This window comes from Halomonas kalidii, from assembly GCF_030010475.1.
Classification (GTDB): Bacteria; Pseudomonadota; Gammaproteobacteria; order Pseudomonadales; family Halomonadaceae; genus Halomonas; species Halomonas heilongjiangensis.
In genome coordinates this window covers 33592-58719 of record NZ_JASCQN010000052.1, presented here as the reverse complement: position 1 = coordinate 58719, position 25128 = coordinate 33592, and the positions used below count along the sequence as shown (strand labels likewise).

23 protein-coding genes and 1 pseudogene are annotated in these 25128 nt (G+C 67.3%); 13 read left to right on the top strand and 11 right to left on the bottom strand.

The window, feature by feature from the left end; translation table 11 throughout:
- Positions 1 to 37 precede the first annotated feature (37 nt).
- Entirely contained in the window at positions 38 to 367 is a 330-nt protein-coding gene (clpS, locus tag QLQ85_RS19545) for an ATP-dependent Clp protease adapter ClpS (protein ID WP_102627574.1), read from the bottom strand.
- 211 nt (positions 368 to 578) lie between these two features.
- Positions 579 to 1835, bottom strand: a complete 1257-nt coding sequence (icd, locus tag QLQ85_RS19540) for an NADP-dependent isocitrate dehydrogenase (RefSeq protein ID WP_282740526.1) — start codon at positions 1833 to 1835, stop codon at positions 579 to 581.
- 118 nt (positions 1836 to 1953) lie between these two features.
- Here icd and QLQ85_RS19535 point away from each other — a divergent pair, with 118 nt between their 5' ends.
- Together QLQ85_RS19535 and QLQ85_RS19530 are read left to right on the top strand one after the other, a co-directional pair.
- Positions 1954 to 2583, top strand: a complete 630-nt coding sequence (locus tag QLQ85_RS19535) for a pseudouridine synthase (RefSeq protein ID WP_282740525.1) — start codon at positions 1954 to 1956, stop codon at positions 2581 to 2583.
- Positions 2580 to 3029 (top strand): NUDIX domain-containing protein, encoded by a 450-nt coding sequence (locus tag QLQ85_RS19530; RefSeq protein WP_282721427.1) that lies wholly within the window; start codon positions 2580 to 2582, stop codon positions 3027 to 3029. Before QLQ85_RS19535 ends, QLQ85_RS19530 begins: the two co-directional genes overlap by 4 nt.
- A gap of 8 nt (positions 3030 to 3037) precedes the next feature.
- On the opposite strand, the gene QLQ85_RS19525 is transcribed toward QLQ85_RS19530, so the two are convergent.
- From QLQ85_RS19525 to QLQ85_RS19515, 3 genes are all read right to left on the bottom strand, one after another.
- A complete protein-coding gene (locus QLQ85_RS19525) occupies positions 3038 to 6040 on the bottom strand; it encodes an efflux RND transporter permease subunit (protein WP_282740524.1) in 3003 nt (1000 codons plus the stop codon).
- On the bottom strand, positions 6037 to 7113 hold the full coding sequence (locus QLQ85_RS19520) for an efflux RND transporter periplasmic adaptor subunit (RefSeq protein WP_282740523.1): 1077 nt from the start codon (positions 7111 to 7113) through the stop codon (positions 6037 to 6039). The genes QLQ85_RS19525 and QLQ85_RS19520 overlap by 4 nt, the downstream gene beginning before the upstream one ends.
- A gap of 80 nt (positions 7114 to 7193) precedes the next feature.
- Positions 7194 to 7784: a TetR/AcrR family transcriptional regulator gene (locus QLQ85_RS19515; RefSeq protein ID WP_282740522.1), complete on the bottom strand. Its 591-nt coding sequence runs from the start codon at positions 7782 to 7784 to the stop codon at positions 7194 to 7196.
- Positions 7785 to 7958: 174 nt separating this feature from the next.
- On the opposite strand from QLQ85_RS19515, the gene mnmA reads away from it, so the two are divergent.
- The 7 genes from mnmA to QLQ85_RS19480 all read left to right on the top strand — a co-directional run bounded on the left by mnmA (position 7959) and on the right by QLQ85_RS19480 (position 15495).
- Positions 7959 to 9089, top strand: coding sequence for a tRNA 2-thiouridine(34) synthase MnmA (gene mnmA / locus QLQ85_RS19510; protein WP_282721423.1), 1131 nt, complete (start codon positions 7959 to 7961; stop codon positions 9087 to 9089).
- Positions 9086 to 9727 carry a high frequency lysogenization protein HflD gene (gene hflD / locus QLQ85_RS19505; RefSeq protein ID WP_282721422.1) on the top strand — a complete coding sequence of 214 codons (642 nt, stop codon included), beginning with the start codon at positions 9086 to 9088 and terminating at the stop codon, positions 9725 to 9727. Before mnmA ends, hflD begins: the two co-directional genes overlap by 4 nt.
- Positions 9728 to 9794: 67 nt before the next feature.
- Positions 9795 to 11159 (top strand): adenylosuccinate lyase, encoded by a 1365-nt coding sequence (gene purB / locus QLQ85_RS19500; RefSeq protein WP_282740659.1) that lies wholly within the window; start codon positions 9795 to 9797, stop codon positions 11157 to 11159.
- A gap of 2 nt (positions 11160 to 11161) precedes the next feature.
- Positions 11162 to 12340: a cupin domain-containing protein gene (locus QLQ85_RS19495; RefSeq protein WP_282740521.1), complete on the top strand. Its 1179-nt coding sequence runs from the start codon at positions 11162 to 11164 to the stop codon at positions 12338 to 12340.
- A gap of 6 nt (positions 12341 to 12346) precedes the next feature.
- Entirely contained in the window at positions 12347 to 12775 is a 429-nt protein-coding gene (locus tag QLQ85_RS19490) for a GNAT family N-acetyltransferase (protein WP_282740520.1), read from the top strand.
- 387 nt (positions 12776 to 13162) lie between these two features.
- Entirely contained in the window at positions 13163 to 14758 is a 1596-nt protein-coding gene (locus QLQ85_RS19485; protein WP_282740519.1) for an isocitrate lyase, read from the top strand.
- 269 nt (positions 14759 to 15027) lie between these two features.
- Complete coding sequence (locus QLQ85_RS19480; protein WP_282721418.1) at positions 15028 to 15495, top strand: outer membrane lipoprotein; 468 nt, start codon at positions 15028 to 15030, stop codon at positions 15493 to 15495.
- A 109-nt stretch (positions 15496 to 15604) separates the two neighbouring features.
- On the opposite strand, the gene QLQ85_RS19475 is transcribed toward QLQ85_RS19480, so the two are convergent.
- Positions 15605 to 15886: a hypothetical protein gene (locus tag QLQ85_RS19475; RefSeq protein WP_282740518.1), complete on the bottom strand. Its 282-nt coding sequence runs from the start codon at positions 15884 to 15886 to the stop codon at positions 15605 to 15607.
- Between the two features lie 227 nt (positions 15887 to 16113).
- Here QLQ85_RS19475 and QLQ85_RS19470 point away from each other — a divergent pair, with 227 nt between their 5' ends.
- Positions 16114 to 16596 carry an FKBP-type peptidyl-prolyl cis-trans isomerase gene (locus QLQ85_RS19470; protein ID WP_282740517.1) on the top strand — a complete coding sequence of 161 codons (483 nt, stop codon included), beginning with the start codon at positions 16114 to 16116 and terminating at the stop codon, positions 16594 to 16596.
- Positions 16597 to 16672: 76 nt separating this feature from the next.
- Here QLQ85_RS19470 and QLQ85_RS19465 read toward each other — a convergent pair.
- Both QLQ85_RS19465 and QLQ85_RS19460 read right to left on the bottom strand, forming a co-directional pair.
- Positions 16673 to 17291, bottom strand: a pseudogene (locus QLQ85_RS19465) (CDP-alcohol phosphatidyltransferase family protein).
- Between the two features lies 1 nt (position 17292).
- The gene (locus QLQ85_RS19460; RefSeq protein WP_282740516.1) at positions 17293 to 19506 is read right to left on the bottom strand and encodes an FAD-dependent oxidoreductase; all 2214 of its coding nucleotides are present in this window, start codon (positions 19504 to 19506) and stop codon (positions 17293 to 17295) included.
- A 161-nt stretch (positions 19507 to 19667) separates the two neighbouring features.
- Between QLQ85_RS19460 and msrA the strand changes: the two genes are divergently transcribed.
- Positions 19668 to 20309, top strand: coding sequence for a peptide-methionine (S)-S-oxide reductase MsrA (gene msrA, locus QLQ85_RS19455; RefSeq protein WP_282740515.1), 642 nt, complete (start codon positions 19668 to 19670; stop codon positions 20307 to 20309).
- On the opposite strand, the gene QLQ85_RS19450 is transcribed toward msrA, so the two are convergent.
- Positions 20280 to 21482, bottom strand: a complete 1203-nt coding sequence (locus QLQ85_RS19450) for an MFS transporter (protein WP_282740514.1) — start codon at positions 21480 to 21482, stop codon at positions 20280 to 20282. The two genes, msrA and QLQ85_RS19450, sit on opposite strands and share 30 nt — an antisense overlap.
- An 87-nt stretch (positions 21483 to 21569) precedes the next feature.
- Between QLQ85_RS19450 and QLQ85_RS19445 the strand changes: the two genes are divergently transcribed.
- A complete protein-coding gene (locus QLQ85_RS19445; protein WP_282740513.1) occupies positions 21570 to 22457 on the top strand; it encodes a LysR family transcriptional regulator in 888 nt (295 codons plus the stop codon).
- A gap of 67 nt (positions 22458 to 22524) precedes the next feature.
- Here QLQ85_RS19445 and QLQ85_RS19440 read toward each other — a convergent pair whose 3' ends face one another.
- Positions 22525 to 23457 (bottom strand): SDR family oxidoreductase, encoded by a 933-nt coding sequence (locus QLQ85_RS19440; protein WP_282740512.1) that lies wholly within the window; start codon positions 23455 to 23457, stop codon positions 22525 to 22527.
- A 101-nt stretch (positions 23458 to 23558) separates the two neighbouring features.
- On the opposite strand from QLQ85_RS19440, the gene QLQ85_RS19435 reads away from it, so the two are divergent.
- On the top strand, positions 23559 to 24173 hold the full coding sequence (locus tag QLQ85_RS19435) for a TetR/AcrR family transcriptional regulator (RefSeq protein WP_282740511.1): 615 nt from the start codon (positions 23559 to 23561) through the stop codon (positions 24171 to 24173).
- 53 nt (positions 24174 to 24226) lie between these two features.
- On the opposite strand, the gene QLQ85_RS19430 is transcribed toward QLQ85_RS19435, so the two are convergent.
- Positions 24227 to 24853, bottom strand: coding sequence for a C40 family peptidase (locus QLQ85_RS19430; RefSeq protein WP_282740510.1), 627 nt, complete (start codon positions 24851 to 24853; stop codon positions 24227 to 24229).
- Between the last annotated feature and the right edge of the window lie 275 nt (positions 24854 to 25128).

Sequence of the window (25128 nt, the reverse complement as noted above, 5' to 3'; positions counted from 1 at the left end):
GGCCGACATCCATTTCCCTTCGCGACCATGTCCGGGATCAGTCCGCCGCTTCGATATCGCTCAGCAGCGGATGCTGACACTCTCTTGCGTATTGATTGACCTGGTGGCTTTTGGTTTCCGCGATATCGCGGGTAAAGATGCCACAGGTCGCCTTGCCCTGGGTGTGCACCGTCAACATCACCTGCACCGCGGTCTCGCTGTCCATGTGAAAGAAGGTCTGCAGCACCTCCACCACGAACTCCATGGGGGTGAAGTCGTCGTTATGCAACACCACCTTGTACAACGGCGGACGGGCCAGCTCCGGATCGGCGCTCTGCACCGCCAGGTCGTCGTCGTCCTCCTCGCCAGGCTCGGGGGGGCGGGTCATGCCTCCCCGGATCGAGGCGTGCCACTCACGCCACGCCTCCTCTTCTGTCTTGAACATAAGAGCCACTATCCATCTCGACAAGCCGGCCACCAGGGTGAGTCTCAACCGTGATTGGACGCCACGGGGCCGACGGGGTTCACTCGGGCGGCCTCAACGCAAAGGCCCCCGCCCGCCAAGCGGCGGACGGGGGCCCCGAGCCCGATGCCGCGACTTACATGTTGTCGGCGACGGCCTGGCCGAACTCGGAGCACTTGAGTAGCTTGGCATCGTCCATCAGGCGATGGAAGTCATAGGTGACCTCACCCTTGGAGATCGCCTTCTCCATGCCCTTGAGCACCAGGTCGGCGGCCTCGACCCAGCCCATGTGGCGCAGCATCATCTCGGCGGAGAGAATCAGCGAGCCCGGGTTGACCTTGTCCTGACCGGCGTACTTCGGCGCGGTGCCGTGGGTGGCCTCGAACATCGCCACGGCGTCGGACAGGTTGGCGCCCGGCGCGATGCCGATACCGCCCACCTCGGCCGCCAGGGCGTCGGAGAGGTAGTCACCGTTGAGGTTCAGGGTGGCGATGACGTCGTACTCGGCCGGACGCAGCAGGATCTGCTGCAGCATGGCGTCGGCGATGACGTCCTTGACCACGATGTCCTTGCCGGTCTTGGGGTTCTTGAAGGTCATCCAGGGGCCGCCGTCGAGTAGCTCGGCGCCGAACTCCTCCTTGGCGATCTCGTAGCCCCAGTCCTTGAAGGCCCCCTCGGTGAACTTCATGATGTTGCCCTTGTGCACCAGGGTCAGCGACTCGCGGTCGTTGTCCACGGTGTACTGCAGGGCCTGGCGCACCAGACGCTTGGTGCCTTCCTCGGAGACCGGCTTGACGCCGATGCCGCAGTCCTGGGGGAAGCGGATGTTGGTGACCCCCATCTCCTCGCGCAGGAACTTGATGACCTTGTCGGCCTCCGGGGTACCGGCCTTCCACTCGATGCCGGCGTAGATGTCCTCGGAGTTCTCGCGGAAGATGACCATGTCCACGTCGCCGGGCTTCTTGACCGGGCTCGGCACGCCTTCGAACCAGCGAACCGGGCGCTGGCACACGTAGAGGTCGAGCTTCTGGCGCAGGGCCACGTTCAGGGAGCGGATGCCGCCGCCCACCGGGGTGGTCAGCGGGCCCTTGATGGAGACGACGTAGTCCTTGACGGCTTCCAGGGTCTCTTCCGGCAGCCAGGTATCGGCGTCATAGACCTGGGTGGCCTTCTCACCGGCGTAGACCTCCATCCAGTGGATCTTGCGCTCGCCGTTGTAGGCCTTCTGCACGGCGGAATCGATGGCGATCTTCATGGCCGGCGTCACGTCGACGCCGATGCCGTCACCCTCGATGAACGGGATGACCGGCTCATTCGGCACGTTCAGGGTGTTGTCGGCGTTGACGGTGATCTTCTGGCCGCCTTCAGGGACGACGATTTTCTGGAACCCCATTGAGAACTCCCCTGTCTGGTCTGTTCAGTGGAGCGCGGAGTATAGCATTCACCCGATCGATCGGAGTAGGCTTGGAGCCATATTTGTCGACAATCCATGGTAGCAAGACCTTGGTCGAATGAGCGCACTCTACCTGCTGCACAAGCCCTACCGCATGCTTTCCCAGTTCACCGATCGCCAAGCCGACGATGACGATGGAGAGCGACGCGCGACGCTGGCCGACGTGATCGCGGTGCCCGGCATCTATGCCGCCGGACGCCTCGATTATGATTCCGAAGGCCTGCTGCTGCTCTCCGACGACGGTGAGCTGATCCATCGCATCAGCGACCCGCGCCACAAGCAGCCCAAGACCTATCGGGTGCAGGTGGAAGGCCGCCCCAGTGATGCCGCCCTGCAGGCGCTGCGCGACGGCGTACGACTGACGGATGGCCGCACCCGGCCGGCGAAGGTCCGGCGCCTGGCGACGAGCGGACTGCCCGAGCGAGACCCGCCGCTGGACCCGAAGCGCCACCCGCTCACCACCTGGCTGGAGCTGACCATCAGCGAAGGGCGCAATCGCCAGGTGCGGCGCATGACCGCCCATGTAGGCCACCCCACCCTGCGCCTGGTACGCGTGGCCATCGGCTCCTGGCGCCTCGACGGTCTGGCGCCGGGACAGTGGCGCCGCGAGACCCTGCATGCGCCGCGTCCCGCCGCGTCGCCATCGCACCGGCAACGTCCGACCCGTTACAAAGGAGGCCGCCGATGAACCGCTGGCACCCCCATGTCACCGTGGCCTGCGTGGTTGAACGCGCCGGCCGCTTCCTGATGGTCGAGGAGGATCGCGGCGGCCCCCATACGCTGTTCAACCAGCCGGCCGGCCATCTCGAGCCGGGCGAGCGTATCAAGGAGGCCGCCCTGCGCGAGGTCGGCGAGGAGACCGCCTGGCAGGTGGGCATCACCGACTACCTGGGCATCTACGTCTACCAGGCACCGGATGGCCACACCTTCCACAGCCACGGCTTCTTCGGCATGGCACTGGCCCACCTGGGCAACGACCTCGACCCGACGATCCTCGCCGTGCACTGGCTGACCCTGGAGGAGCTGGAGGAGCTCGAGCGCCAGGGGCGACTGCTCAGCCCCCTGGTGATGCGCCGCATCCGCGACGCCCTCGCCGGCAAGTTTTATCCCATGGATGTGATCCACGAGCGCTGAGCCTCCCCTCACCACCTCATGGCCAGCCGATAGAGCGCAGGGATCACGACCAGGGTGAGCAGGGTCGAGGCGACGAGCCCCGAGATGATCGCCCAGGCCATCGGCGGCCAGAGCGTCGACTGGGTGAGGGTCAAGGGCACCAGACCGGCGACGGTGGTCGCCGTGGTGAGCAGCACCGGCCGCGTGCGCCGGGCGACCGCAGCTGTCACCGCCTCCGCCAGGCCCATGCCCTGACGGCGATTGGCGTTCATCACATCGATCAGCACGATCGCATTGTTGACCACGATGCCGACCAGGGCCACGACGCCCAGCATGGCGGTGAAGCCGAACGGCTGCCCGGTCAGCCACAGCCCAGGGATCACGCCGATCACGGCCAGCGGCACGGTGACCAGCACGATGCCCAACTGGCGGAAGGAGTTGAACTGCGCCAGCAGGAATACGACCAGCAGCAACCCGCCGGCCGGCAGGGTGCGGAACAGCGCCGTGTTGGCGTCGCCGGCCGACTCGGCCGCGCCGCCGACGCTGTAGGTGACGCCCTCCGGCAGCTCGAGCTCGGCCAGGCGCGGCAGGATCACATCCAGCACGCCGGCATAGGTGTGGCCGTCCGCCACCTCGGCCAGCACCGTGGTCATGCGCCGCAGGCTGCGGTGCTGGATCACCGCGGGCCGCCAGACCGGGGACAGGGTGGCGATCTCGCCGAGCGGCACCGCCTGGCCGTTGCCGGTGGCCAGGCGGAGGCCCTCGAGACCGGCGGTGGGGAAGCGCTCGCCCTCCGGCGAACGGATCAGCAGCGGGGCAGGGTCACGCCCGGCGCGCCAGGTACTGACCTCGATACCGCGGCTGGCCCCCGCCGCGGCCGTCGCGACGTCCCGGCGCGACAGTCCGAACTCGGCCGCGCGCGCATCGTCCACCGTCAGTCGTAGCGTCGCCAGCCCCTCGCCGAGGCGGTGCCGGGCGTCGCGGGCTCCCTCGGCGGAACGCACCACCGTCAGGATGCGTTGGGCGGCGTCGGCGAGCCTCGCCCGGTCCTCGCCGAACACCCGGATCTCGACAGGTGCCTCCACGGGCGGCCCCTGCCCCAGCCGCCGTGCCACCACCTGGGCCTCGGGCAGGCGCCGTGGCGCAATGGCCCGCACCCAGGTCATCAGCGCGGCTAGGTCATCGGCACTCTCCGCCTCGACCACCAGCCGCGCGAGATGCGGCTGCCGCGGCTGTTCGACCAGGTTGTAGTAGAAGCGCGGGCCACTGAAACCGACGAACCGGTGAACGCCCTGCACCGCGGGCCGCTCGCGCAGATCCGCGGCCAGCACCCCGGCCTGGTGGGCGGTGGTGTCCAGGTGGGTGCCCTCGGGGAAGTGCAGGTCCACGACCAACTGGTTGCGGTCGGTATCGGGAAAGAAGTCGTGATCGAGCAGCGGCAGCATGGCCAGCGCCCCGACCAGCAGTCCCCCGGCACCGACCAGTATCCAGGTCGGCCAGCGAACCGCGAATCGCCCGATGCACGCCCCCGCCTGCGACAGGCCAGGTCGTCCCGCCGAGGGTCGCGGCTTCAGGAGGGGGGCGGCGAAGACGGGCGTGACGAACACGGCATAGAGATAACTGACCGCCAGGGTCAGCATCACCATCACCGGAATCGCGCGCGTGAAGTCGGCGGTATTGCCACTGGACAGCAGCAACGGCACGAAGGCCGCGAGGGTCGTGCCGGTCGCCGCCAGCAGCGGCGCGGCGAGCTCTCTCACCGAGCGCGTCACGGCCTCCGCGGCCGACAGCCCCCGGTCGCGGTGCCACTGGAGGTTCTCGACCATGACGATGGCGTTGTCCACCAGCATGCCCAGCGCGATCACCATGCCGGCCACGGCGATCTGGTGCAGCACCCCGCCCCCCATGGCATAGAGGGCCAGCGCGGAGAAGGTCACCAGCGGCACGATCAGTATCACGGCCAGGCCCAGCCTCAGGCCCATGGCCAGGAACAGCAGGACGCCGAGGATGGTGATGCCCAGCAACAGCGAGAGGCCGAGTTCGGCAAGGCGCCGTTCGACCCAATGCGGCTGGTAGAACATCTCGTGGATCTCGAGCGGCGCATAGGCGGGACGCCGCTCGTCGAGCAGATCCCGCAGCGCCTCGCCGAAGCGGACGGCGTTGACCCGCTCGTTGGACAGGATGATGCCCAGCGCCACGGCTGGCTCGCCGTCATGCCAGAGCCGCTCGGCGGCCGGCTCCAGCGGCGACAGGCGGATGTCGGCCAGCTCACCCAGCGGCAGGGCGTCGCCCCGGTCCGTGCGAATCGGCGTGGCAGCCAGTTCGTCGAGGGAGGCGAATTCCGTCACCGGGTCGAGCACCACGGAGCGCCCCCCGCTGGACAGGCTGCCCCCGGGCGACGTCAGGTTGCGCGCGGCCAGCTGCTCGCCGAGCCCGCGGGCGTCGAGGCCGGTCAACTCGGCCAGCGCATCGTCCCAGCCGATGACCACCTGCTGCCCCGGGTCGGCCAGCAGGTCGATGCGGGCGATCCCCTTGAGCCGGAACAGGTCCCGTCGCAGGCGTTCGGCCGCCTCGCGCAGCTCGAGCAGGTCCCGTGACCCGGTGAGCGCCAGCACGACGGCGTGGGCGTCGGAGTCACGATCGCTGACCTCGGCCTCGCCCACGCCATCGGGAAACTGGCGCGCGGCACGGTTCACGGCGAGCCGGATCCGCTCCCAGGCAGCATCGGTGTCATAGACATGCTCATGCATCTCGACCGACACGTGGGCCAGGCCCAGTCGCGCCGTACCGATGATCTCGCTGACCTCCTCGACCTGGGCCAGCTCCTCTTCCAGCGGGTTGAGCACCAACCGCTCGACCTGTTCCGGCTCGGCCCCCGGGTACGGCACCACGACCTGCCCGAAACGGTAGGGAAAGAAGGGATCTTCCTGACGGTCCATGGCCACCCAGGCCGCCAGCCCCAGCAGGGCCAGCAGCCCCGTGACGGTCAGTACCAGTCGACGGTACTGCAGGCTCGCGAGCAACCACTTCATGGCAGCACCCGTACCCAGTCACCCTCTTCCAGGCGGCCCTGACCGGCCGTCACCACCCGCTGGCGAGGAGCGAGCGATGCCGAGATCGTCACCCAGTCGTCCGTCACCCGCCCCGGCATCACCGGCACGCGACGCACCACATCGTCCTCCGTCAAGGCGAGCACATGGGGGGCGTGCCCGCCGGGGTCGAGCACCGCCGTCAGCGGCACCTGCAGCGACTCGGCCGTGGCCACGGCCAGGTGCACCCGGACCGGCTCGCCAGGAGCCAGCCGGGCGTCCGCCTCGAGGCGGACGATGACCGGTGCCAGGGCGGTACCGGCCCGCCCGACGCTGGCGACGCGCCCCTGGAAGCGGGCCACTCGCAGGGTGGGTATCACCTGTACCGGCATGCCCGTGGCCAGCCGCTCTCCGAGTGCCGCCGGGACACGGATCTCGACCTCCCGGCCATCGACGCCCGAGAGTTCCAGCACCGCCTGGCCCGCGGTCACGAAGTCGCCCGGCTCGACCAACAGGTCGGTGACCTCGGCCGCGAAGGGTGCATGCAGCGTCAACTCCTCGACCTGGGCCTGCGCCTCGGACCGCCGCGCCTCGGCCTGCTCCCGGGCCCGGGTGTTGGCTTCCAGCTCCGACTCCAGCCGATCCAGCTCCTCCTCGGCGACCAGGTTGCGGCCGCGCAGGGTGCGTGCCCGCTCCACGTCCCGGCGCAGCCGAGCGAGATGGGCATCGAGCTCCTTCACTTGCCCCTCGGCGGCAGCGAGGGCGGGCACCAGGGACGGGTTGTGCAGTACCGCCAGGGGCTCGCCCTCGGCGACGCGCTGGCCACGCGCGACATGCCGCTCACGCAGCACGCCCGCATGCAGGAAGGCCAGCGTCGCCCGCTCCCGGGCTCGTACGGTGCCGGGAAAGCGGAGCCACTCCTCGGGGGCACTGGCGCGCACCTCCATGACGCGCACGGCCGCCCGCCCCTCCTCCACGGACTCGGTCTCGGCCGGCGCCGCATCGCAGCCCACCAGCAGCGTGGCCAGCCCGATGACCAGGCCCAGTGCCAGGGTCGCATGCCCTCCCCGCCCCATGATGCCCCCTCCTCTGCTTGTCTCGCCGCCCTACTATGAACTGGCCGACCGGTCAGCTATCGAGCCAAAAAAAACCGCCTTCACTTGCGTGGCAACAGCCCCTCGAGAAAGATCCTCAGGAAGTCCTCCAGGAAGGCGTCGTCGCTGCCCATGCCCGGCCAGTGCTGGTGGTGACACTTGGCCTCGAACCACTGGGTACAGGTCATGACGAAGGTCGCGATCACATGGGTCGGATTGACGTCGTCGCGCAGCAGCCCCCGCTGCTGCGCCTGGCGGACCCACTCGGCACCGGCCCCGACCAGCTGCGCATCCAGCTCACCGCAGGAGGCGTCGCCTTCCAGATGCGTCCAGGCGAACAACCGCACGACCTCGGGATTGGCCTGCAGGAAACGAAAATAGGCCTCCACCGAGGCGCCCAGCAGGGCCGCATCCGGCTCGCCCGCCTCCTCCAGCATCGCCATCTGGGTGCTGAAGTAGCGCTCGAAGGCGCGCTCCTTGACCGCTTCCCAGAGCCGCTCCTTGCTGCCGAAGTGGTGGTGGATCAGGCTCTTGGTCACCCCCGCCGACTTCGCCAGCTGGCTCATGGTCACGCTCGAGAAGCCATGCTCCACGAACAGTTCGGCCCCTGCCTCCATGATGCGCAGGCGGGTCTGTTCCGGGTCTCGGGTCATCGTCTGATTCGTCATCCCGACAACATAGTATTAACTGGCCGGCCGGTCAATTATCGCTGCGTGCCCGCCCGCCTCCTCGGCGCGGCGGAGCATCACCGAGCCACGCTCGAAGCATCAATCCAAGATAAGGTATAATCCCCGCCCATTTGCGATCCATCCATTCCGAGAGCGTCCATGACAGCCACCCCAGGCAAGGTGATCGTCGGCATGTCCGGCGGCGTCGACTCCTCCGTTTCCGCCCTGCTGCTGCTCGAGCAGGGCTACGACGTGGAAGGCCTGTTCATGAAGAACTGGGACGAGGACGACGGCACCGAGTACTGCACCGCCAAGGCCGACCTGGCCGACGCCGAGGCCGTGTGTGCGAAGCTCGGCATCACGCTGCACACCGCCAACTTCGCCGCCGAGTACTGGGACAACGTCTTCGAGCACTTCCTGGCCGAATACCGGGCCGGGCGCACGCCGAACCCGGACATCCTCTGCAACCGCGAGATCAAGTTCAAGGTATTCCTCGAGTACGCCGAAATGCTCGGCGCAGAGCGGATCGCCACCGGCCACTATGTTCGCCAGGGACAGGTCCGCGGCCGACTCGATGGCGACCTCCGACCACGCCTGCTCAAGGGGCTCGATCCCAACAAGGACCAGAGCTACTTCCTGCACGCCGTGCCCGAAGTCGCCATCGCCCGCACCCTCTTCCCGGTCGGCGAGCTGGAGAAGCCCGAAGTCCGCGCCATCGCCGATCGCCATGGCCTGGCGACGGCCACCAAGAAGGATTCGACGGGCATCTGCTTCATCGGCGAGCGGCGCTTCCGCGACTTCCTCAAGCAGTACCTGCCGGCCCAGCCGGGGGTCATCGAGACCCCCGATGGCGACGTGATCGGCGAGCACATGGGGCTGATGTACTACACCCTCGGCCAGCGCCAGGGGCTCGGCATCGGCGGTCTCGCCGACTATCCCGAAGCGCCCTGGTACGTGGCCGCCAAGGACCTCGACCGCAACGTGCTGGTCGCCGTGCAGGGCAAGCACCACCCGCTGCTCTACACCGACAGCCTGGCCACCGAGGCCATGGACTGGGTCGCCGGCGAGCCGCCGGCCGGCGCGGGACGCCATACCGCCAAGACCCGCTACCGCCAGACCGACGTGCCCTGCACCATGACCGTGCGCGATGACGGCGGCGTCGAGGTCCGTTTCGACGATCCCCAGCGCGCCGTCACCCCCGGCCAGTCGCTGGTGCTCTACGATGGTGAGATCTGCCTCGGCGGCGGTGTGATCCGCCACACCTGGAACGCCACGGAGTCCTCCGCATGACCGCTTCGACCCCGATCCACCGTGCCCCCGACACCCCTACGGCCAGGCAAGCGCTGGCGCTGGCCGGCGTCTTCCAGGCCGCCAGCCTGGTCGACGAACTGGCCCGCACCGGCCAGGTCGAGTCGCGCGCCTGGGAGACCCTGATCCGCGCCACCCTCGACACCAACCCCGAGAGCTTCGAGGCGATCTACGGTGGCCACCCCAACAACCTGCGCCGCGGCCTCGAGGTACTCGAGGCGGTGATCGGGCGCAAGCAGGCCAACCCGGTGGTGCTGCGCTACGGCTTCTCGCTGTTGCTGCTGATGAACAAGCTACGCGGCAACGATGCCATGATGAGCGAGCTGGGCAGCCGCCTGACCCGCATCCAGGGCCAGGCCGAGCACTTCGAGGCGACTCACGAGAACGTCATCGCCAGCCTCGGCGAGGCCTATCAGGAAACGATCTCCACCTTCAAGACCCGCATCGTCGTCCAGGGCGATCCCTCGCTGCTGCAGAGCCGCATGATGCCCGAGCGGGTCCGTGCCATCCTGCTCGCCGGCATTCGCTTCGCCCTGCTCTGGCACCAGCAAGGGGGGCGCCGCTGGAAGCTGGTCTTCCAGCGCGGCGCCCTCAGGAAAGCCCTGGACCAACTGGGTTGAACGTATCTTCCCGAGCCCAACCTTCTCTTCACACCGACCCGGAACCCCGACCATGCACAGCGCCTCCCTGCCCCTCTCCGCCCTTACCGCTCTCTCCCCCGTCGACGGCCGTTACGGCAGCAAGGCCGAGGCCCTGCGCGAGCACTTCAGCGAGTTCGGGTTGATCCGCGCCCGGGTCATCGTCGAGATCCGCTGGCTGCAGCGCCTCGCCGAACTGGCCGGCGTCACCGAGGTCCCACCGCTCTCCGCCGAGGCCACCGCCTTCCTCGAGACGATGATCCGCGACTTCTCGGTGGCGGATGCCGAGCGCATCAAGGAGATCGAACGCACCACCAACCACGACGTCAAGGCGGTAGAGTACTTCATCAAGGAGAAGATCGCCGGCCAGCCGGAGCTGCATGCGGTCACCGAGTTCGTGCATTTCGCCTGCACCAGCGAGGACATCAACAACCTCTCCCACGGCGTGATGCTCACCGACGGCCTCCGGGCGCTGCTGCCGGTGATGCACCGGGTCGCCGACGAGATCGCCCGGCTGGCCCGTGAACACGCCGCCGTGCCGATGCTCTCGCGCACCCACGGCCAGACCGCGAGCCCCACCACCCTGGGCAAGGAGATGGCCAACGTCGCCTATCGCCTGCGCCGCCAGCTCAAGCAGATCGAGAGCGTCGAGATACTGGGCAAGATCAACGGCGCCGTGGGCAACTACAACGCCCACCTCGCCACCTACCCGGAGGTCGACTGGGAGGCCAACGCCCGTGCCTTCGTCGAGGGCCTGGGGCTGACCTTCAACCCCTACACCACCCAGATCGAGCCCCACGACTACATCGCCGAGCTGTTCGACGCCGTGTGCCGCTTCAACACCATCCTGATCGACTTCGACCGCGACGTCTGGGGCTACATCTCGCTGGGCTACTTCAAGCAGCGCACCGTGGCCGGCGAGATCGGCTCCTCGACCATGCCGCACAAGGTCAACCCCATCGACTTCGAGAACTCCGAGGGCAACCTGGGGCTGTCCAACGCCCTCCTCGGCCACCTGGCCCAGAAGCTGCCGATCTCCCGCTGGCAGCGCGACCTCACCGACTCCACGGTGCTGCGCAACCTCGGCGTGGGCCTGGCCTACGGCCTGATCGCCTACCAGGCCTCGCTGAAGGGCATCGGCAAGCTCGAGGCCAACCCGGCGCACCTGGCCGAGGACCTCGACGCCAGCTGGGAGGTCCTCGCCGAGCCGATCCAGACCGTGATGCGGCGCTACGGCATCGAGAAGCCCTACGAGAAGCTCAAGGAACTGACCCGCGGCAAGCGCATCGACCAGGCCGGCTTTGCGGCCTTTATCGACACGCTGGACCTTCCTGACACAGTGAAGGTAGAGCTGAAGGCGCTGACCCCGGCCAGCTATATCGGCAACGCCGAACAGCAAGCCAGAAGGCTCTGAACATGTCCAACGATACCCCGCGGCAACTGCTCGGCGGCCTGACCGCCACCGAGTTCCTGCGCGACTTCTGGCAGCGCAAGCCGCTGCTGATCCGCGGCGCCTTCGCCGACTTCGAATGCCCGCTGGACCCGGACGAACTGGCGGGGCTCGCCTGCGAGGAGGGCGTCGAGGCGCGGCTGGTGGAGGAGCACGGCGCCGACGGCCCCTGGCAGGTCCGCCATGGCCCCTTCGACGAGCGCACCTTCGCCAAACTGCCCGAGCGCGCCTGGACGCTGCTCGTCCAGGCGGTGGATCACTACGTGCCGGAGGTCGGCGAGCTGCTCGAGCACTTCGACTTCCTGCCCCGCTGGCGCCTCGACGACATCATGATCAGCTACGCTTCGCCGGGTGGCAGCGTCGGCCCCCATGTCGACCAGTACGACGTCTTCCTGCTCCAGGGCAGCGGCACGCGGCGCTGGCAGCTCGGCGGCCGAGTCGCCGACGATGCCCCGATCATCGCCGGCATCGACCTGCGTATCCTCGAGCGCTTCGCGGTCGAGGGCGACGACGACTGGGTGCTGGAACCCGGCGACATGCTCTACCTGCCGCCCGCCTGGGCCCACCACGGCGTCAGCCAGTCCGACGACTGCATGACCCTGTCGGTGGGCTTTCGCGCCCCCTCCGCCGACGAGGCGATCACATCGTTTGCCGACTACCTGGGCGAGCAGCTCCCCGCCTCGCGGCGCTACGCCGATGCCGGCATGGCGCCCCCGGCGGATCCGGCGGAGCTCGACGATGCCGCCGTGGCGCGCATGCGCGCGCTGATCCTCGACACCCTCGACGATCCGGCCCAGATGGCCCAATGGTTCGGCCGGGTGATGACCCAGCCCAAGTACGTCGACCAGTTGGTGCCCGCCGAAGCCCCTACCGACGTCGAGGCACTTGTCGCGGCACTACAGGACGGCGAGGAGTTGCTGCGCAGCCCCGGCTCACGCTTCGCCTGGCGCGCCCTGGACGACGACCGGGCGACGCTCTTCGCCGACGGCGACGGCATCGACTGCGAGCCGACACTGGCCCGGGCCCTGGCCTCCGACATCCCGCTGGATGCCGGGCTGCTCGAGCTCCCGGGTGCCGCCGAGCTGCTCGCCGCGCTCCTCGATGCCGGTAGCCTCGGCTGGGCCGACGACTTCGCAGAGGAGTGACGCCGGATGCCGAGGATCGAGATCCGCGAGGGTGACTGGGCTACCCTCGGGGCAGCGGCCGGCGAGATCCGGCGTGCCGTCTTCATCGAGGAACAGCAGGTGCCCCTCGAGGAGGAGTGGGACGGCCGCGACCCCGACTGCCTGCACTTCCTGGCCATCGCCGACGGCCGCCCGGTGGGCACCGCACGGCTGCTGCCCGACGCCCATATCGGCCGGGTCGCCGTGCTCGCCGAGGCCCGCGGGCTCGGCATCGGTGCGGCCCTGATGCGGGCCGCCATCGAGGCGGCCCGGCGCCACGGACACCCGTGCGTGGCGCTGGCCGCCCAGACCCATGCCCTGGCCTTCTACGAGAACCTGGGCTTCCAGGCCTTCGGTGACGAGTTCCTCGACGCCGGAATTCCGCACCGCAACATGCAGCTTCCCCTCCGGGGCTGAGCCACCGCCCCCTCGCTCCTCTACGGAAATTCACTACAGGAAAGCGCCCCCGCGGTGCGTCCCTGTAGTCGAACTACAACGCCCCCTACCCCCAAGTGTCAATTGCTGAGGCCCGTCACAAGGCGCCATAGTGGAGGCCATGGCGAGGGTAAAACGACCGTTCATCGGCCGGCTCGTAGTACCGGCGACACGACGATCCGACCCTCGCCCGGGGTTCGACCAAGGCCGTAGAGACATCCCTTGGCAACTGGCCGAACCTGATAAGACTTCGCAGGTGCAGCATAAGGCATTGCCGAATGATGCAGCCGGCGATACCGGCGGCCACGACATCAGCCGTGCCACGGCGTCGCCACCCAGAGATTCATTCCTGACCAAAAGGATGGCCCCATGTCATACAGAGACGATATCAAGGCACTGGCTCAACTGCGCGAAGCCCAGCAGGGCAAGTGGGCGGGCATCAACCCCGAGCATGCCGCCCGCATGCGGGCCCAGAACCGTTTCCAGACCGGTCTCGACATCGCCCGCTACACCGCGAAGATCATGCGCGAGGACATGGCCGCCTACGACGCCGACAGCTCCCAGTACACCCAGTCGCTGGGCTGCTGGCACGGCTTCATCGGTCAGCAGAAGCTGATCTCCATCAAGAAGCACTTCGGTACCACCAAGCGCTCCTACCTCTACCTCTCCGGCTGGATGGTCGCCGCCCTGCGCTCGGAATTCGGCCCGCTGCCCGACCAGTCCATGCACGAGAAGACCTCGGTGCCGGCCCTGATCGAAGAGCTCTACACCTTCCTGCGCCAGGCCGATGCCTGGGAACTCAACCACCTGTTCCGCGACCTGGAAGCGGCTCAGGAGGCCGGTGACAGCGCCAAGGCGGCCGAGCTGGAGGCCAGGATCGACAATCACGAGACCCACGTGGTGCCGATCATCGCCGACATCGACGCCGGCTTCGGCAACGCCGAGGCCACCTACCTGCTGGCCAAGAAGATGATCGAGGCGGGGGCCTGTTGCATCCAGCTCGAGAACCAGGTCTCCGACGAGAAACAGTGCGGCCACCAGGACGGCAAGGTCACCGTGCCCCACGAAGACTTCATCGCCAAGATCAACGCCGTGCGCTACGCCTTCCTCGAGCTCGGCGTGGAGGACGGCGTGATCGTCGCCCGCACTGACTCCCTGGGGGCCGGCCTGACCCAGAAGATCGCCGTGACCAAGGAGCCGGGCGACCTGGGCGACCAGTACAACAGCTACCTCGACGGCGACGAGATCACCAGCGCCTCCGATATCGACAACGGCGACGTGGTGATCAAGCAGAACGGCAAGCTGGTCAAGGTCAAGCGCCTCGCCTCCGGCCTCTATCAGTTCAAGCCGGGTACCGGCGAGGACCGCGTGGTGCTCGACTGCATCACCAGCCTGCAGAACGGCGCCGACCTGCTGTGGATCGAGACCGAGAAGCCCCATGTCGGCCAGATCGCCAGCATGGTCAACCGCATCCGCGACGTGGTGCCCAACGCCAAGCTGGTCTACAACAACTCGCCCTCCTTCAACTGGACGCTCAACTTCCGCCAGCAGGTGTTCGATGCCTGGGAGCAGGAAGGCAGGGACGTCTCCGCCTACGACCGTGCCGGCCTGATGAGCGCCGACTACGACGACACCGAGCTCGGCCGGCTGGCCGACGAGTGGACCCGCAACTTCCAGCGCGACGCTGCCCGCGAGGCCGGCATCTTCCACCACCTGATCACCCTGCCGACCTACCACACCGCGGCCCTGTCCACCGACAACCTGGCCAAGGGCTACTTTGGCGACGAGGGCATGCTGGCCTACGTGGCGGGCGTTCAGCGTCGCGAGATCCGCGAGGGCATCGCCACCGTCAAGCACCAGGACATGGCCGGTTCCAACATCGGTGACGACCACAAGGAGTTCTTCCACGGCGAGGCGGCCCTCAAGGCCGGTGGCAAGGACAACACCATGAATCAGTTCGGCTGAGCCGACACGAACGCGGTAGATCGACTGGAACCCTTGGGGAGGCTTGGCCTCCCCTTTTTTTGTGGCGGCCGGCGTCGGTGTGGTTTTCACACTATTTGCCCAACTCACACGCTACACTGGTGGCACTCGCCCCCCGGGTGGCTGGTCAAAGTCACCAGGGCTGGGTAAACTAATTAACAAACAGCGTTCTGTAACGCCAAGATTCCGCGACAGGATGTCACCGGGCCGTCATCACGAGAGCCCCGAATGAATACCCCAGGAGGTCCCACATGAAACGTCTTCTTCCCGTTCTCGCTCTCGGCGTCCTGACCCTCGCCGGCTGTGCCAACACCTCCCCCTATGGCGGTGATGTCTATCGCGGCAGTCAGGCCCAGACCGGCCAGCAGGTCACCTTCGGCACCATCACCGCCCTGCGCCAGGTGCAGATCCAGGCCGACAGCCCCACCGGCAACCTGCTCGGCACCGCCGGCGGTGCCGTGATCGGTGGCCTGCTGGGCAACCAGATCGGTGGTGGTTCCGGTCGCCGGCTGGCCACCGCGGCCGGTGCCATCGGTGGCGGCGTGGCCGGCTCGCGCGTCGAGGACGCCACCAACCGGGTTCGCGCCTGGGAGATGGAGATCCGCCGCGACGACGGCCAGCACATCGTCGTGGTCCAGAAGGCCGATCGTGACTTCCAGACCGGCCAGCGCGTACGCCTGATCGGCAGCGGCGCCAACCTGAGCGTGGCCCCCTACTGATCGCCTCCCGGCGCTCGAGGCGAGACGCCTCACACAAGCAGAGGGCCCGCGGAGTCATCCGCGGGCCCTCTGCCTGGCACGATGATCGGGGCACCGGGCCCCGCCCTGCTTACATATCGACCTTGTTCATGGCCCAGCCGGCCAGCTTCCTGCCGACCAGCACCAGCAGCACGATGACGATCGCGGTCAGCAGCATGTCCACCGGACGCACCAGAGTGGTGGCACCCAATACCGCCAGGGCCAGGCTCCATACCAGACGATTGTCGCCATGGGTCTTCATTACCGCCGGAAGCAGCCTGTCGAGGCCGGGGCTGACGCTGGACTCCCAACGGCTGAAGCAGAGGAACAGGATGGCGGCGAAGGCGATCAGCCAGATCATGGCGATGGTCATGGGGTCTCTCCGGAAGATGGTGTATGCAGTGGGGAAATGGTGTCACGCAAGGGTATCCCTGCCCACTGGGGCGCGCAACCGTTCGAGCGTCCTCCAGCCGCCGACCCGACAGGCGTGAATGTGTCTCAGGATCGACGCAGGCATCCTGAAATTCGCCCATCCCCCTGACAGCCCCCCGACCGGCGCGTTACCATGTTGACTACATGCACTCACCGAAAGGTTCATCAATGCAGATTGCGCAGAATTCCGTTGTCGCGTTCCACTACACCCTGACCAACGACGCAGGTGAAGTGCTGGACAGCTCGGAAGGCCGCGAGCCGCTGACTTACCTCCACGGCGCCGGCAACATCATTCCGGGCCTCGAGAAGGAGCTTGAGGGTCGCGCCGCCGGCGACAAGCTCACCGCCACCGTACAGCCCGCCGAAGGTTACGGCGAGCAGCAGCCGCAACTGGTGCAGGAAGTGCCGCGTGACGCCTTCCAGGGGGTCGAAAGCGTCGAACCCGGCATGCAGTTCCAGGCCCAGACCCAGGGCGGCCCGCTGATGGTCACCGTGACCAAGGTGGAAGGCGATACCGTCACCGTCGACGGCAATCATCCGCTGGCCGGCCAGACCCTGAACTTCGACGTCGAGATCGCCGAGGTTCGCGAGGCCAGCCAGGAAGAGATCGAGCACGGCCACGTGCATGGCGCCGGCGGCGTCGAGCACTGAGATCCGTGTCGGGTTCGATCGCGAAGGGGCAGCCACCGGCTGCCCCTTCGTCGTTTCCGGGCCCCTTCGCCCGTTTTCAGTGAGAAACCGCGAGGGTCCGCAGGGTATGATACCCGCCCCAGAGCCGGGTGGCGGTGGTAACCAGGCAGGCCACGGCGAACAGCACCGCGAGCAGCGGGAAATGCCCGGGCCAGAGGCAGAACGCCACGAAGGCGAGGATCGTCTCGGTCCCCTCGGTCAGGCCATGCAGGTAGTAGAAGGCCTTCTGCTGGAAACGGGGTCGCGTGAGGCCATGGCGGGTGGCCATGATGGCGAAGGCCAGAAACGAGGTACCGGTACCGATGAAGGCGAACAGCAGGAAGGCCGCCGCCAGGGCATTGGCCGCCGGGTCGGCCAGCGCGAAGCCGAGCACCACCGCGGCGTAGAAGACGAAATCCAGGCCGATATCGAGGAATCCACCAGCGTCGCTCGGCTGCTGGATCAGGCGGGCCAGGGCACCATCCACCCCATCACCGAGGCGATTGAGCAGAATCGCCGCCAGCGCCAGTGCATACCACTCCATGACCAGTAGTGGAAGCGCCAACATGCCGATCAGAAAGGCAGCCAGTGTCAGCTGATCGGGTCGAATCTGGTACTTGGCCAGCCAGCCGGATCAGCGGCGCCTGGGTCAGGGGCATCGTCCAGCGATCCAGCATTTCAACTCCTTCTCATGCTCTCGTCGACTGTCTTCTTTTCAGCCACCCGAGTCGACCCGCGCCGCCAGGCAAAGTAGCGCGCCAGCCAGCCCAGCAGCCGTTCCGGCTTGTGGGCGTTCTTCCAGACGCCGGCCGTGGCCTTGACCGCCTCACTGCGGGTCGGATAGGAGTGGATGGTCCCCAGCAGCTTGTTGAGCCCGATGCCGTGGGTCATGGCCAGGGTGAACTCGGCCAGCATCTCCCCTGCGCCCTGGCCGACGATGGTCGCCCCCAGGATCCTGTCCTTGCCAGGCACCGTCAGCACCTTGACGAAGCCATCGGTCTCGCCCTCGGCGATGGCCCGATCCAACTCACGCAGATCATAGCGCGTCACCTCGACGTCCACGTCACTTTCCCTGGCCTCGCGCTCGTTGAGCCCCACCCGCGCCACTTCGGGGTCGGTGAAGGTCACCGCCGGCAGCGCGCGATAGCTGACCCGAAAGCGCTTGAGCTCACCGAACAGGGCATTGACGGTGGCATGCCAGGCCTGATGGGCGCTGGCATGGGTCAACTGGAAGGGGCCCGTCACGTCGCCGCAGGCCCAGACATTGGGCAGCACGCTCTGCAGGGTCTCGTCCACGGCCAGGGTACCGTCCTCACGTGTCTCCACGCCGAGCGCCTCGAGCCCCATCCCCGCGACATTGGCCTGCCTGCCCACCGCCACCAGCAGGTGCGAGAAGCCCAGCCGCTCGACCACCGGCTCGCCATCGTCGCCCGGGCGCTCGACCTCCAGCACATGGCCGCCGTCCACCGTCACCACGCGCCGTGCCCGGGTGGCGAGATGCACCCCGACTCCCTCTCCGCCGAGCCGGGCCTCGACCTCGGCCGCCACGTCCCGGTCCTCGCGGGGCAGCAGCTGATCGTCCATCTCCACCAACTCCACCCGGCTGCCCAAACGGGCGAAGCTCTGCCCCAGCTCGCAACCGATGGGGCCGCCGCCCAGCACCACCAGCCGCTCGGGCAGGGCCTCGAGCCGCCAGAGATTATCCGAGGTCAGCACCTCGATCGCCTCGAGGCCCGGCAGGTCGGGCACCCGAGGCCGCGCCCCGCTGGCGATGATCACATGGCGTGTGGTCAGCACCCGCTCGCCCTGGCCTGTCGAGACCTTCACCCGCCAGGGATCCTCGAGGCGGGCGTCGCCGGCCATCACGTCCACGCCCAGCCCTTCGTAGCGCTCACGGCTATCGTGGGGCTCCACCTCGCGGATGGCGCCGTGAACGTGCCCCATCACCGCCGCAAAGTCGATCTCCGGCTCACCGGCCTGTACGCCGTAGCGCGATGCCCCGCGTACCTCGCTGGCGGCACGCGCGGCGCGGATCAGCGCCTTGGACGGCACGCAGCCGGTATTGAGGCAGTCCCCCCCCAGGCGGTCGCGCTCCACCAGCGCCACCCGCGCCTTGACGGCGGCGGCGATGTAGCTGGCCACCAGCCCGGCGGAGCCTCCGCCGATCACCACGATGTCATGGTCGAAGGCGGTGGGCCGGTCATAGCGACGCGCCAGCCGACGTCGCTTGGCCAGCCCCACCAAGCCGCGTGCCAGCCAGGGGAAGAGCCCGATCAGGACGAAGGAGCCGATCAGCCCCGGGGACAGGATGCCCGAGAGCGACTCGAGATTGCCGAGTTCGCGGCCCGCATTCACGTACACCGCCGTGCCGGGCAACATGCCAAGCTGGCTGACCCAGTAGAAGGTCAACAGACGCATGCGGGTCAGGCCCAGCACCAGGTTGATCACGAAGAAGGGGAACAGCGGGATCAACCGCAGGGTGAAGAGATAGAAGGCCCCCTCGCGCTCGATGCCGGCATTGATGCGTGCGAGTTGGGGGGCGAAGCGCCGCTCCAGCGGTGCCCGTGCCAGAGTACGGGCGATCAGGGCCGCCAGGGTCGCGCCCAGGGTGCTGGCGAAGGAGATGATCAGCAGCCCCCAGCCGAAGCCGAACAGTGCGCCTCCCAGCACCGTGAGCAGAGTCGCCCCCGGCAGCGAGACGGCGGCCATGACCACGTAGATCAGGAAGAAGCCGCCGGCGACCGTCAGCGGCTCCGCGGCCAGCCAGGCCCGGAAGCGGGACTGCTCGGCCTGCAGGTTCTGCAGGGTCAAGGCCTCGTCGGCTCCGCTGAGAAAATAGGCCGCGACGATCATCACGATCAGGGCCGCGAGCAACAGGCGACGTCGGGTCAAGGGAAGGCTCCTGGTGAGAATGGTCTCGTGGGACGGGTTCGCCCTTGTGTCGCCGCCACTCGCGCCAGCTTACAGCAAGGGTAGAATTCAACAGGGGTTGTACGGAACCCCTGGCGTACGACAACCTCCAATCTACCACCCCTGTCCACCGGAGCCACCCCATGCCTGTTCTCACTGTTCCCGCTACCCGCTGGCTCGCCCTGCTGACCCTCCCGCTCGGCCTGGCCGGAGCGGCCCTCGCCGAGGAGCAGACCGCCAGCGCCGTCTTCGCCGGCGGCTGCTTCTGGTGCATGGAGGAAGCCTTCGACCCGGTCGAGGGCGTGCTCTCGACCACCTCCGGCTTCAGCGGCGGCCATGTGGAGAATCCCAGCTACAACCAGGTGGTCGCCGGTGGGACCGGCCATGCCGAGGTCGTCGAGGTGGAGTACGACCCCGAGGTGGTCGACTACGAGGCATTGCTGCACGTCTTCTGGCGCAATATCGACCCCTTCGCCGTGGACCGCCAGTTCTGTGATGCGGGAGCCTCCTACCGCAGCGCGATCTTCCCCATGAACGACGAGGAACGCACCCTGGCCGAGGCCAGCCGGGAGGCCCTGGCCGACCGCTTCGACCGCGAGATCGCCACCGAGATCAACGACTTCGAGACCTTCTACCCGGCCGAGGAGTATCACCAGGGCTACTATCGCAAGAACCCGGTGCGTTATCGCTTCTACAAGTCGGCCTGTCGCCGCGAGGCGCGCCTCGACGAGATCTGGGGCGAAGAGGCGGGAGGCTTAGGCGGCGACCCGTCGCTCGCTCACTGAGCGCTCATGCCGCCATAACCAGCCGGCGATGCCCAGCGTCACCACCAGCACCAGCCAGGAACCCAGGACCACGCCCTCCCAGGCGGCGAGCCGCCAGAAGGGCTCCAGCCACAGGCCACCGAGGCTCGCACCGCCGTAGTAGAACACCAGGTAGAGGGCCGAAGCACTGCCGCGGGCCCGTTCGGCGTGGCGCCCCACCCAGCTCGAGGCCATGGAGTGGGCCAGGAAGAAGCCGAAGGCGTTGAGGGTCAGGCCGAGGACGATCGGCCAGAGCGAGTCGACCAGGGTCACCAGGGTGCCGATCATCAGGATCAGGATGCCCGCCATCATGCAGGCCGGCTGCGACAGCGAGCGGGCCAGCCGGCCGGAGAGCGTCGACCCCAGGGTGCCGCCCAGGTAGGTGAGGAAGATGAGCCCCAGCAGGCTCGCTCCCAGCCCGAAGGGCGCTTCGGCCAGGCGAAAGGTGATGTAGCTGTACTGGTTGATGAAGATCAGGAAGTTGAGCCCGCCGAGCAGGTAGGCCGACAGCAGCAGCGGATGGCGCAGGTGTCCCGCCAGGTCGGCCAGGGCGCCGCGCAGTTCGAAGGGGCGCGGGGTGAAGGCCCGGGCGGGCGGCAGCAGCTTCCAGAACAGCGCCACGCCGGCCAGCGTCATGGCTCCCACCACCAGGAAGCTGGCCGAGGCGCCACCCACTTCGGACACGGCCCCGCCGACGACCCGGCCGCTGATGCCCCCCAGGGTGTTGCCGCCGATGTAGATGCCCACCGCCGAGAGCAGCGCCGGGCGCTCGAACTCGTCGCCCATCCAGGCGATGGCCACCGCCGGCAGCCCGCCCAGCACGAACCCCTGCAGGGTCCGCAGCAACAGCAGGCTCTCGAAGTTCGGTGCCAGGGCCAGGGCCAACGAAAGCCCCCCCGCCGCCAGCAGCGTCAGGCGCATGATGCCGGCGCGGCCGATGGCGTCCGACAGCGGGCCAAAGACCAGCAGCGAGGCGGCCAGCGCCAGCGTCGCGACCGACATCACCAGGCCTGCCATCAGGGTGGAGATCCCGTAGGCCGTGCGCAGCTCCGGCAGCAGCGGCTGGGGCGCATATAGATTGATGAAGACGAGGAAGGAGCCCAGGCACAGGGCCAGGGTGGCGCGCCACCAGGCGCGGGAATGCACTTGGATCATGATGCCCTCCTGCTTGGCAAGGCATGATCGCTCGCGCACAATGATAAGCCAAACAGAATATCAAGATAGGAACCATCGGATTCTCTTATGAGCCTGCCCTTCGACCTGCGCTCCCTGCGGGTCTTCCTCTGCGTGGCCGACCAGGGCGGCTTCAGCGCCGCGGCCCGGGAGCTGCACGTGGCCCAGTCGGCGGTGAGCCAGACCATCGCCAACCTGGAGAAGCGCCTGGAGCTGACGCTCTTCCAGCGCCACGAGCGGCGCATCGGCCTGACGCCGGAAGGAGAACACCTGCGCCAGCACGCCCGGCAACTGCTCGAGCGGGCCGACGCCACCCACCTGGCCATGCGCGAGTTGCATGGCCTGGTCAAGGGCGAGCTGCGCATCGGCATTCCCTCGATGCTCGGCTCCTACTACTTCCCGCCCCTGCTGATGGGCTTCAAGGCCCGCCACCCCGGCATTCGCCTGACCGTGGTCGAGGCCGGTGCCCGACGCCTGCAACGCATGATCGCCGACGGCGAACTGGATCTCGGGGTGGTGATCGACGACCAGGCGAGCCATCACCTGGAACGGCGGCAACTGGTACGGGAGGAGATGGTGGTCTGCGTGCCACGGGAGCATCCCTACGCCGGGCGCGCGGGGGTCACCGCCGAGGCATTCTTCCGCGAGCCGCTGGTGCTGTTCCAGGACGGCTACTTCCATCGCGAGTTCGTCGACGCCCTGTCGCGTCAGACGGGCCTCACGGCAGACGTCGCCTTCCAGTCGAATCTGATCCCGCTGACCAAGGCGATCGTCCGCCAGGGCTTCGGCATCACCACCTTCCTGCGCCGGGTGGTGGACGAGCCGGAGCTGGCCGCCGTCTCGTTCGACCCGCCGGCCTGGCTCGACCTGTCACTGGCCTGGGCCCGGGGAGCCTACCTGTCGCGCGCCGAGCAGGCCTTCGTCGACTTCGTGCTCTCCCACCGGGAAGCCCTTTGAGCATCCAGGACAAGCGGCCATCCTTTGAATGCGACTCCTGCCGTTGTCACCTTCCTGCCCGAGCAATCTAGCCGGTTCCCGTGCCGCCATCGATGGCCAGAGTGGAACCCGTCAAATAGGTTAGATCGGGCGACGCCATGGCCACGACAAAGGCAGCGATTTCCTCCACCGTGGCCATCCGCTTCAATCCCTTGACATTGGTGCGGCCCCATTGCCCGGCACCGATACGCCAGGCCACGTCAGGAACGTCTTCCATACCCGCCGTTCCACGCACCAACGCCGTATCGGTCGTGCCCGGCAGGATGGCGTTCACTCGGATGCCCTGATCGCCATAGTCAAGAGCGGCCGAGCGTACGAGCCCAACGAGACCCGCCTTGGTGGCCGTATAGACGCTCCTGCCCGCAGATGCCGAATTGGCAGCGGAGGACGAGGTAACCAGAATCGTCCCACCGCCATTCTCCAGCATCCGAGGGATCTCATATTTCATCGCCAGAAACACACCGCGCAGATTAGTGTTGCTGACATCATCCCATTCCGCCGAGTCGAATTCGTGCATCGGCTTTTCGAGCGTGATACCGGCATTGTTGAACGCCACGTCCAGCGCTCCATAGGTCTCCACGGTTCGTTGCACGAAGCTTTCGACCTGATCTTCGCGGCGGACATCGGCCTGTACATACAAGGCCTCCCCACCTGCGGCCTTGATTTCCCTTTCCAGTTCCCGGCCGAGCTGTTCACGGCGACCACAGAACGCCACCTTCGCGCCCTCTCGAGCAAACGCCTTGGCCGCTGCCCTGCCGATACCCGAGGTCGCCCCAGTGATGAGGACGACCTTGCCGTCGAAGCGCCTGAGCCCATCGATTACCGTCGGTGCTGGCGGTGTCGCCGATGCCGCCAAGGCAACGCCGCCTGTCGCTCCAGCCAGAGCGCCGACAGCCAGACCTCCAACGGCACCTAGTGCCAACCGTCTGCTTGGATTGCTCGGTTCGCCTTTGGAATCCATGGTGCTTCCTCCGTTCGTCCAGTCCGCTCATATTGACACCGTCAAGATTAGGTCTCTATATTGACATCGTCAACATAAAGAAAGATTGAGGAGAGGGAACGGTGCAACGCCGTCGGAATTATCACCATGGCAATTTGCGAGATGCACTGATTACGGCCGCCATGCAAATGCTGGAGAAAGAAGGCCCCGAAGCGATCTCGTTTCGAGCCCTGGCCCGCACAGCCGGCGTTTCACAAACGGCGCCCTACAACCACTTCGAAAGCAAGGAGGATCTCCTCGCTACCGTAGCCAGGCTCGGTTTTCGCGAACTCGTGCGGACTCAACGGGCCACGGCCGCTGCAGAGAATACGGGGGAGAAGCGCATCATTGCGCTTGGCCTGGACTATATTCGCTTTGCTCTGGCACAACCACAGCTCTATCGATTGATGTTCGGCGCAGGTGTGACAGAGTGGCAAGCCCACCCCGAGGTTGCCGAAGCCAAGGCCGAAAGCTTTCTCCCGGTCTCGGAAGCACTGGCGCAGCATCTCGGCTACGAGGGCAAGGCAGATCAGGAAGCAATCGAGACCACTGCAATCTCTGCCTGGGCCCTCGTTCATGGCTTGTCGATGTTATTGATCGACCGCACTCTCGATCCTGCGGGCAAAGGGCCAGGCGATGCGAAGACCCTGGCCTCTCGGGTAGTGACCTCTTTCGTAGAGGGATTGAAGAACAGATAGACAAGTGTCCACAGGTTCGGGCAGATCGAATCGATACCCTATCGAGGGACAGCCTACCCCTCCCCCATCGAGGCGACCCGCTGCGCCAGTTGGGTCGGCTCGAGCGCCCGCCGGGCCTGCCAGTAGTGGCGGCGCCAGTAGTCGTTTTCGAGCCTCGACAGCTTGACGCCCTGGGAGGTGGAGGCGTGCAGGAAGTAACCGTCGCCGACGTAGATGCCGACATGGTCATAGGCCCCTGGCGGGCGGAAGAAGACCAGGTCGCCGGCCTGCAACTCGTCGCGCGCGATGGGCGTGCCCTGGTGCACCTGCTCGCCCGTGGAGCGCGGCAGTTCCAGGCGGAAGGTGTCGTTGAAGACGTGCTGGACCAGCGCCGAACAGTCGATGCCGCGCCGGGAGGTGCCGCCCAGGCGGTAGGGGGTGCCCACCCAGCGTTCGTGCTGGGCCAGCAGTGCCTGGCGCACCAGTGCCGGTGGCGGAGCATGCAGGCTGCGCACCTGGCTGAGGGGGTTGTCCACCGGGGACATCATCGGATCCCAACCCCCGGGCAAGCCCGGCAACTGGCGGGCGAAGTAGTCGTCAGGAGCCTTCGAGGCGCTCTCCCGCGGGGCAGCGGCACAGCCGGCCAGCAGGGCCAGCGAGACGATAACCATCAGGGCACGACCCGATCGCGTGACGACCATCCTGCGACGACCTCATTCCCTGAGCCGCACCCGTCCCGGGCAGCACTTCGCAGGCTGCATCTCGGGCCACCGGGTTGTCGCTGTGGCAGTGACGCCTGACACCCTCGTCGGTATCACTGCCAGAGCGGCCTGTCTGCGGCTCGCTGAGTGGCTGGGGCTCCCGAAAACAGGAGCCGTATCATCAAACCCGTTGACTATAAACCACTCTTCCGGCCGATGGCGAGTCCCATGTGGCGACGACGGGCCTTCCGGCACGCGAGAGGCCCCGGCCCCGG

Excerpts from the sequence above, each read along its gene's own strand:
- QLQ85_RS19445 (WP_282740513.1), top strand. The coding sequence starts at position 21,570 with ATGAGCCTGCCCTTCGACCTGCGCTCCCTGCGGGTCTTCCTCTGCGTG.
- msrA (WP_282740515.1), top strand. The coding sequence starts at position 19,668 with ATGCCTGTTCTCACTGTTCCCGCTACCCGCTGGCTCGCCCTGCTGACC.
- QLQ85_RS19490 (WP_282740520.1), top strand. The coding sequence starts at position 12,347 with ATGCCGAGGATCGAGATCCGCGAGGGTGACTGGGCTACCCTCGGGGCA.
- QLQ85_RS19520 (WP_282740523.1), bottom strand. The coding sequence starts at position 7,113 with ATGGGGCGGGGAGGGCATGCGACCCTGGCACTGGGCCTGGTCATCGGG.
- QLQ85_RS19480 (WP_282721418.1), top strand. The coding sequence starts at position 15,028 with ATGAAACGTCTTCTTCCCGTTCTCGCTCTCGGCGTCCTGACCCTCGCC.
- QLQ85_RS19450 (WP_282740514.1), bottom strand. The coding sequence starts at position 21,482 with ATGATCCAAGTGCATTCCCGCGCCTGGTGGCGCGCCACCCTGGCCCTG.
- QLQ85_RS19470 (WP_282740517.1), top strand. The coding sequence starts at position 16,114 with ATGCAGATTGCGCAGAATTCCGTTGTCGCGTTCCACTACACCCTGACC.
- mnmA (WP_282721423.1), top strand. The coding sequence starts at position 7,959 with ATGACAGCCACCCCAGGCAAGGTGATCGTCGGCATGTCCGGCGGCGTC.
- QLQ85_RS19515 (WP_282740522.1), bottom strand. The coding sequence starts at position 7,784 with ATGACCCGAGACCCGGAACAGACCCGCCTGCGCATCATGGAGGCAGGG.
- QLQ85_RS19475 (WP_282740518.1), bottom strand. The coding sequence starts at position 15,886 with ATGACCATCGCCATGATCTGGCTGATCGCCTTCGCCGCCATCCTGTTC.
- icd (WP_282740526.1), bottom strand. The coding sequence starts at position 1,835 with ATGGGGTTCCAGAAAATCGTCGTCCCTGAAGGCGGCCAGAAGATCACC.
- QLQ85_RS19495 (WP_282740521.1), top strand. The coding sequence starts at position 11,162 with ATGTCCAACGATACCCCGCGGCAACTGCTCGGCGGCCTGACCGCCACC.
- QLQ85_RS19430 (WP_282740510.1), bottom strand. The coding sequence starts at position 24,853 with ATGGTCGTCACGCGATCGGGTCGTGCCCTGATGGTTATCGTCTCGCTG.
- QLQ85_RS19530 (WP_282721427.1), top strand. The coding sequence starts at position 2,580 with ATGAACCGCTGGCACCCCCATGTCACCGTGGCCTGCGTGGTTGAACGC.
- clpS (WP_102627574.1), bottom strand. The coding sequence starts at position 367 with ATGACCCGCCCCCCCGAGCCTGGCGAGGAGGACGACGACGACCTGGCG.
- QLQ85_RS19440 (WP_282740512.1), bottom strand. The coding sequence starts at position 23,457 with ATGGATTCCAAAGGCGAACCGAGCAATCCAAGCAGACGGTTGGCACTA.
- hflD (WP_282721422.1), top strand. The coding sequence starts at position 9,086 with ATGACCGCTTCGACCCCGATCCACCGTGCCCCCGACACCCCTACGGCC.
- QLQ85_RS19485 (WP_282740519.1), top strand. The coding sequence starts at position 13,163 with ATGTCATACAGAGACGATATCAAGGCACTGGCTCAACTGCGCGAAGCC.
- QLQ85_RS19535 (WP_282740525.1), top strand. The coding sequence starts at position 1,954 with ATGAGCGCACTCTACCTGCTGCACAAGCCCTACCGCATGCTTTCCCAG.
- QLQ85_RS19525 (WP_282740524.1), bottom strand. The coding sequence starts at position 6,040 with ATGAAGTGGTTGCTCGCGAGCCTGCAGTACCGTCGACTGGTACTGACC.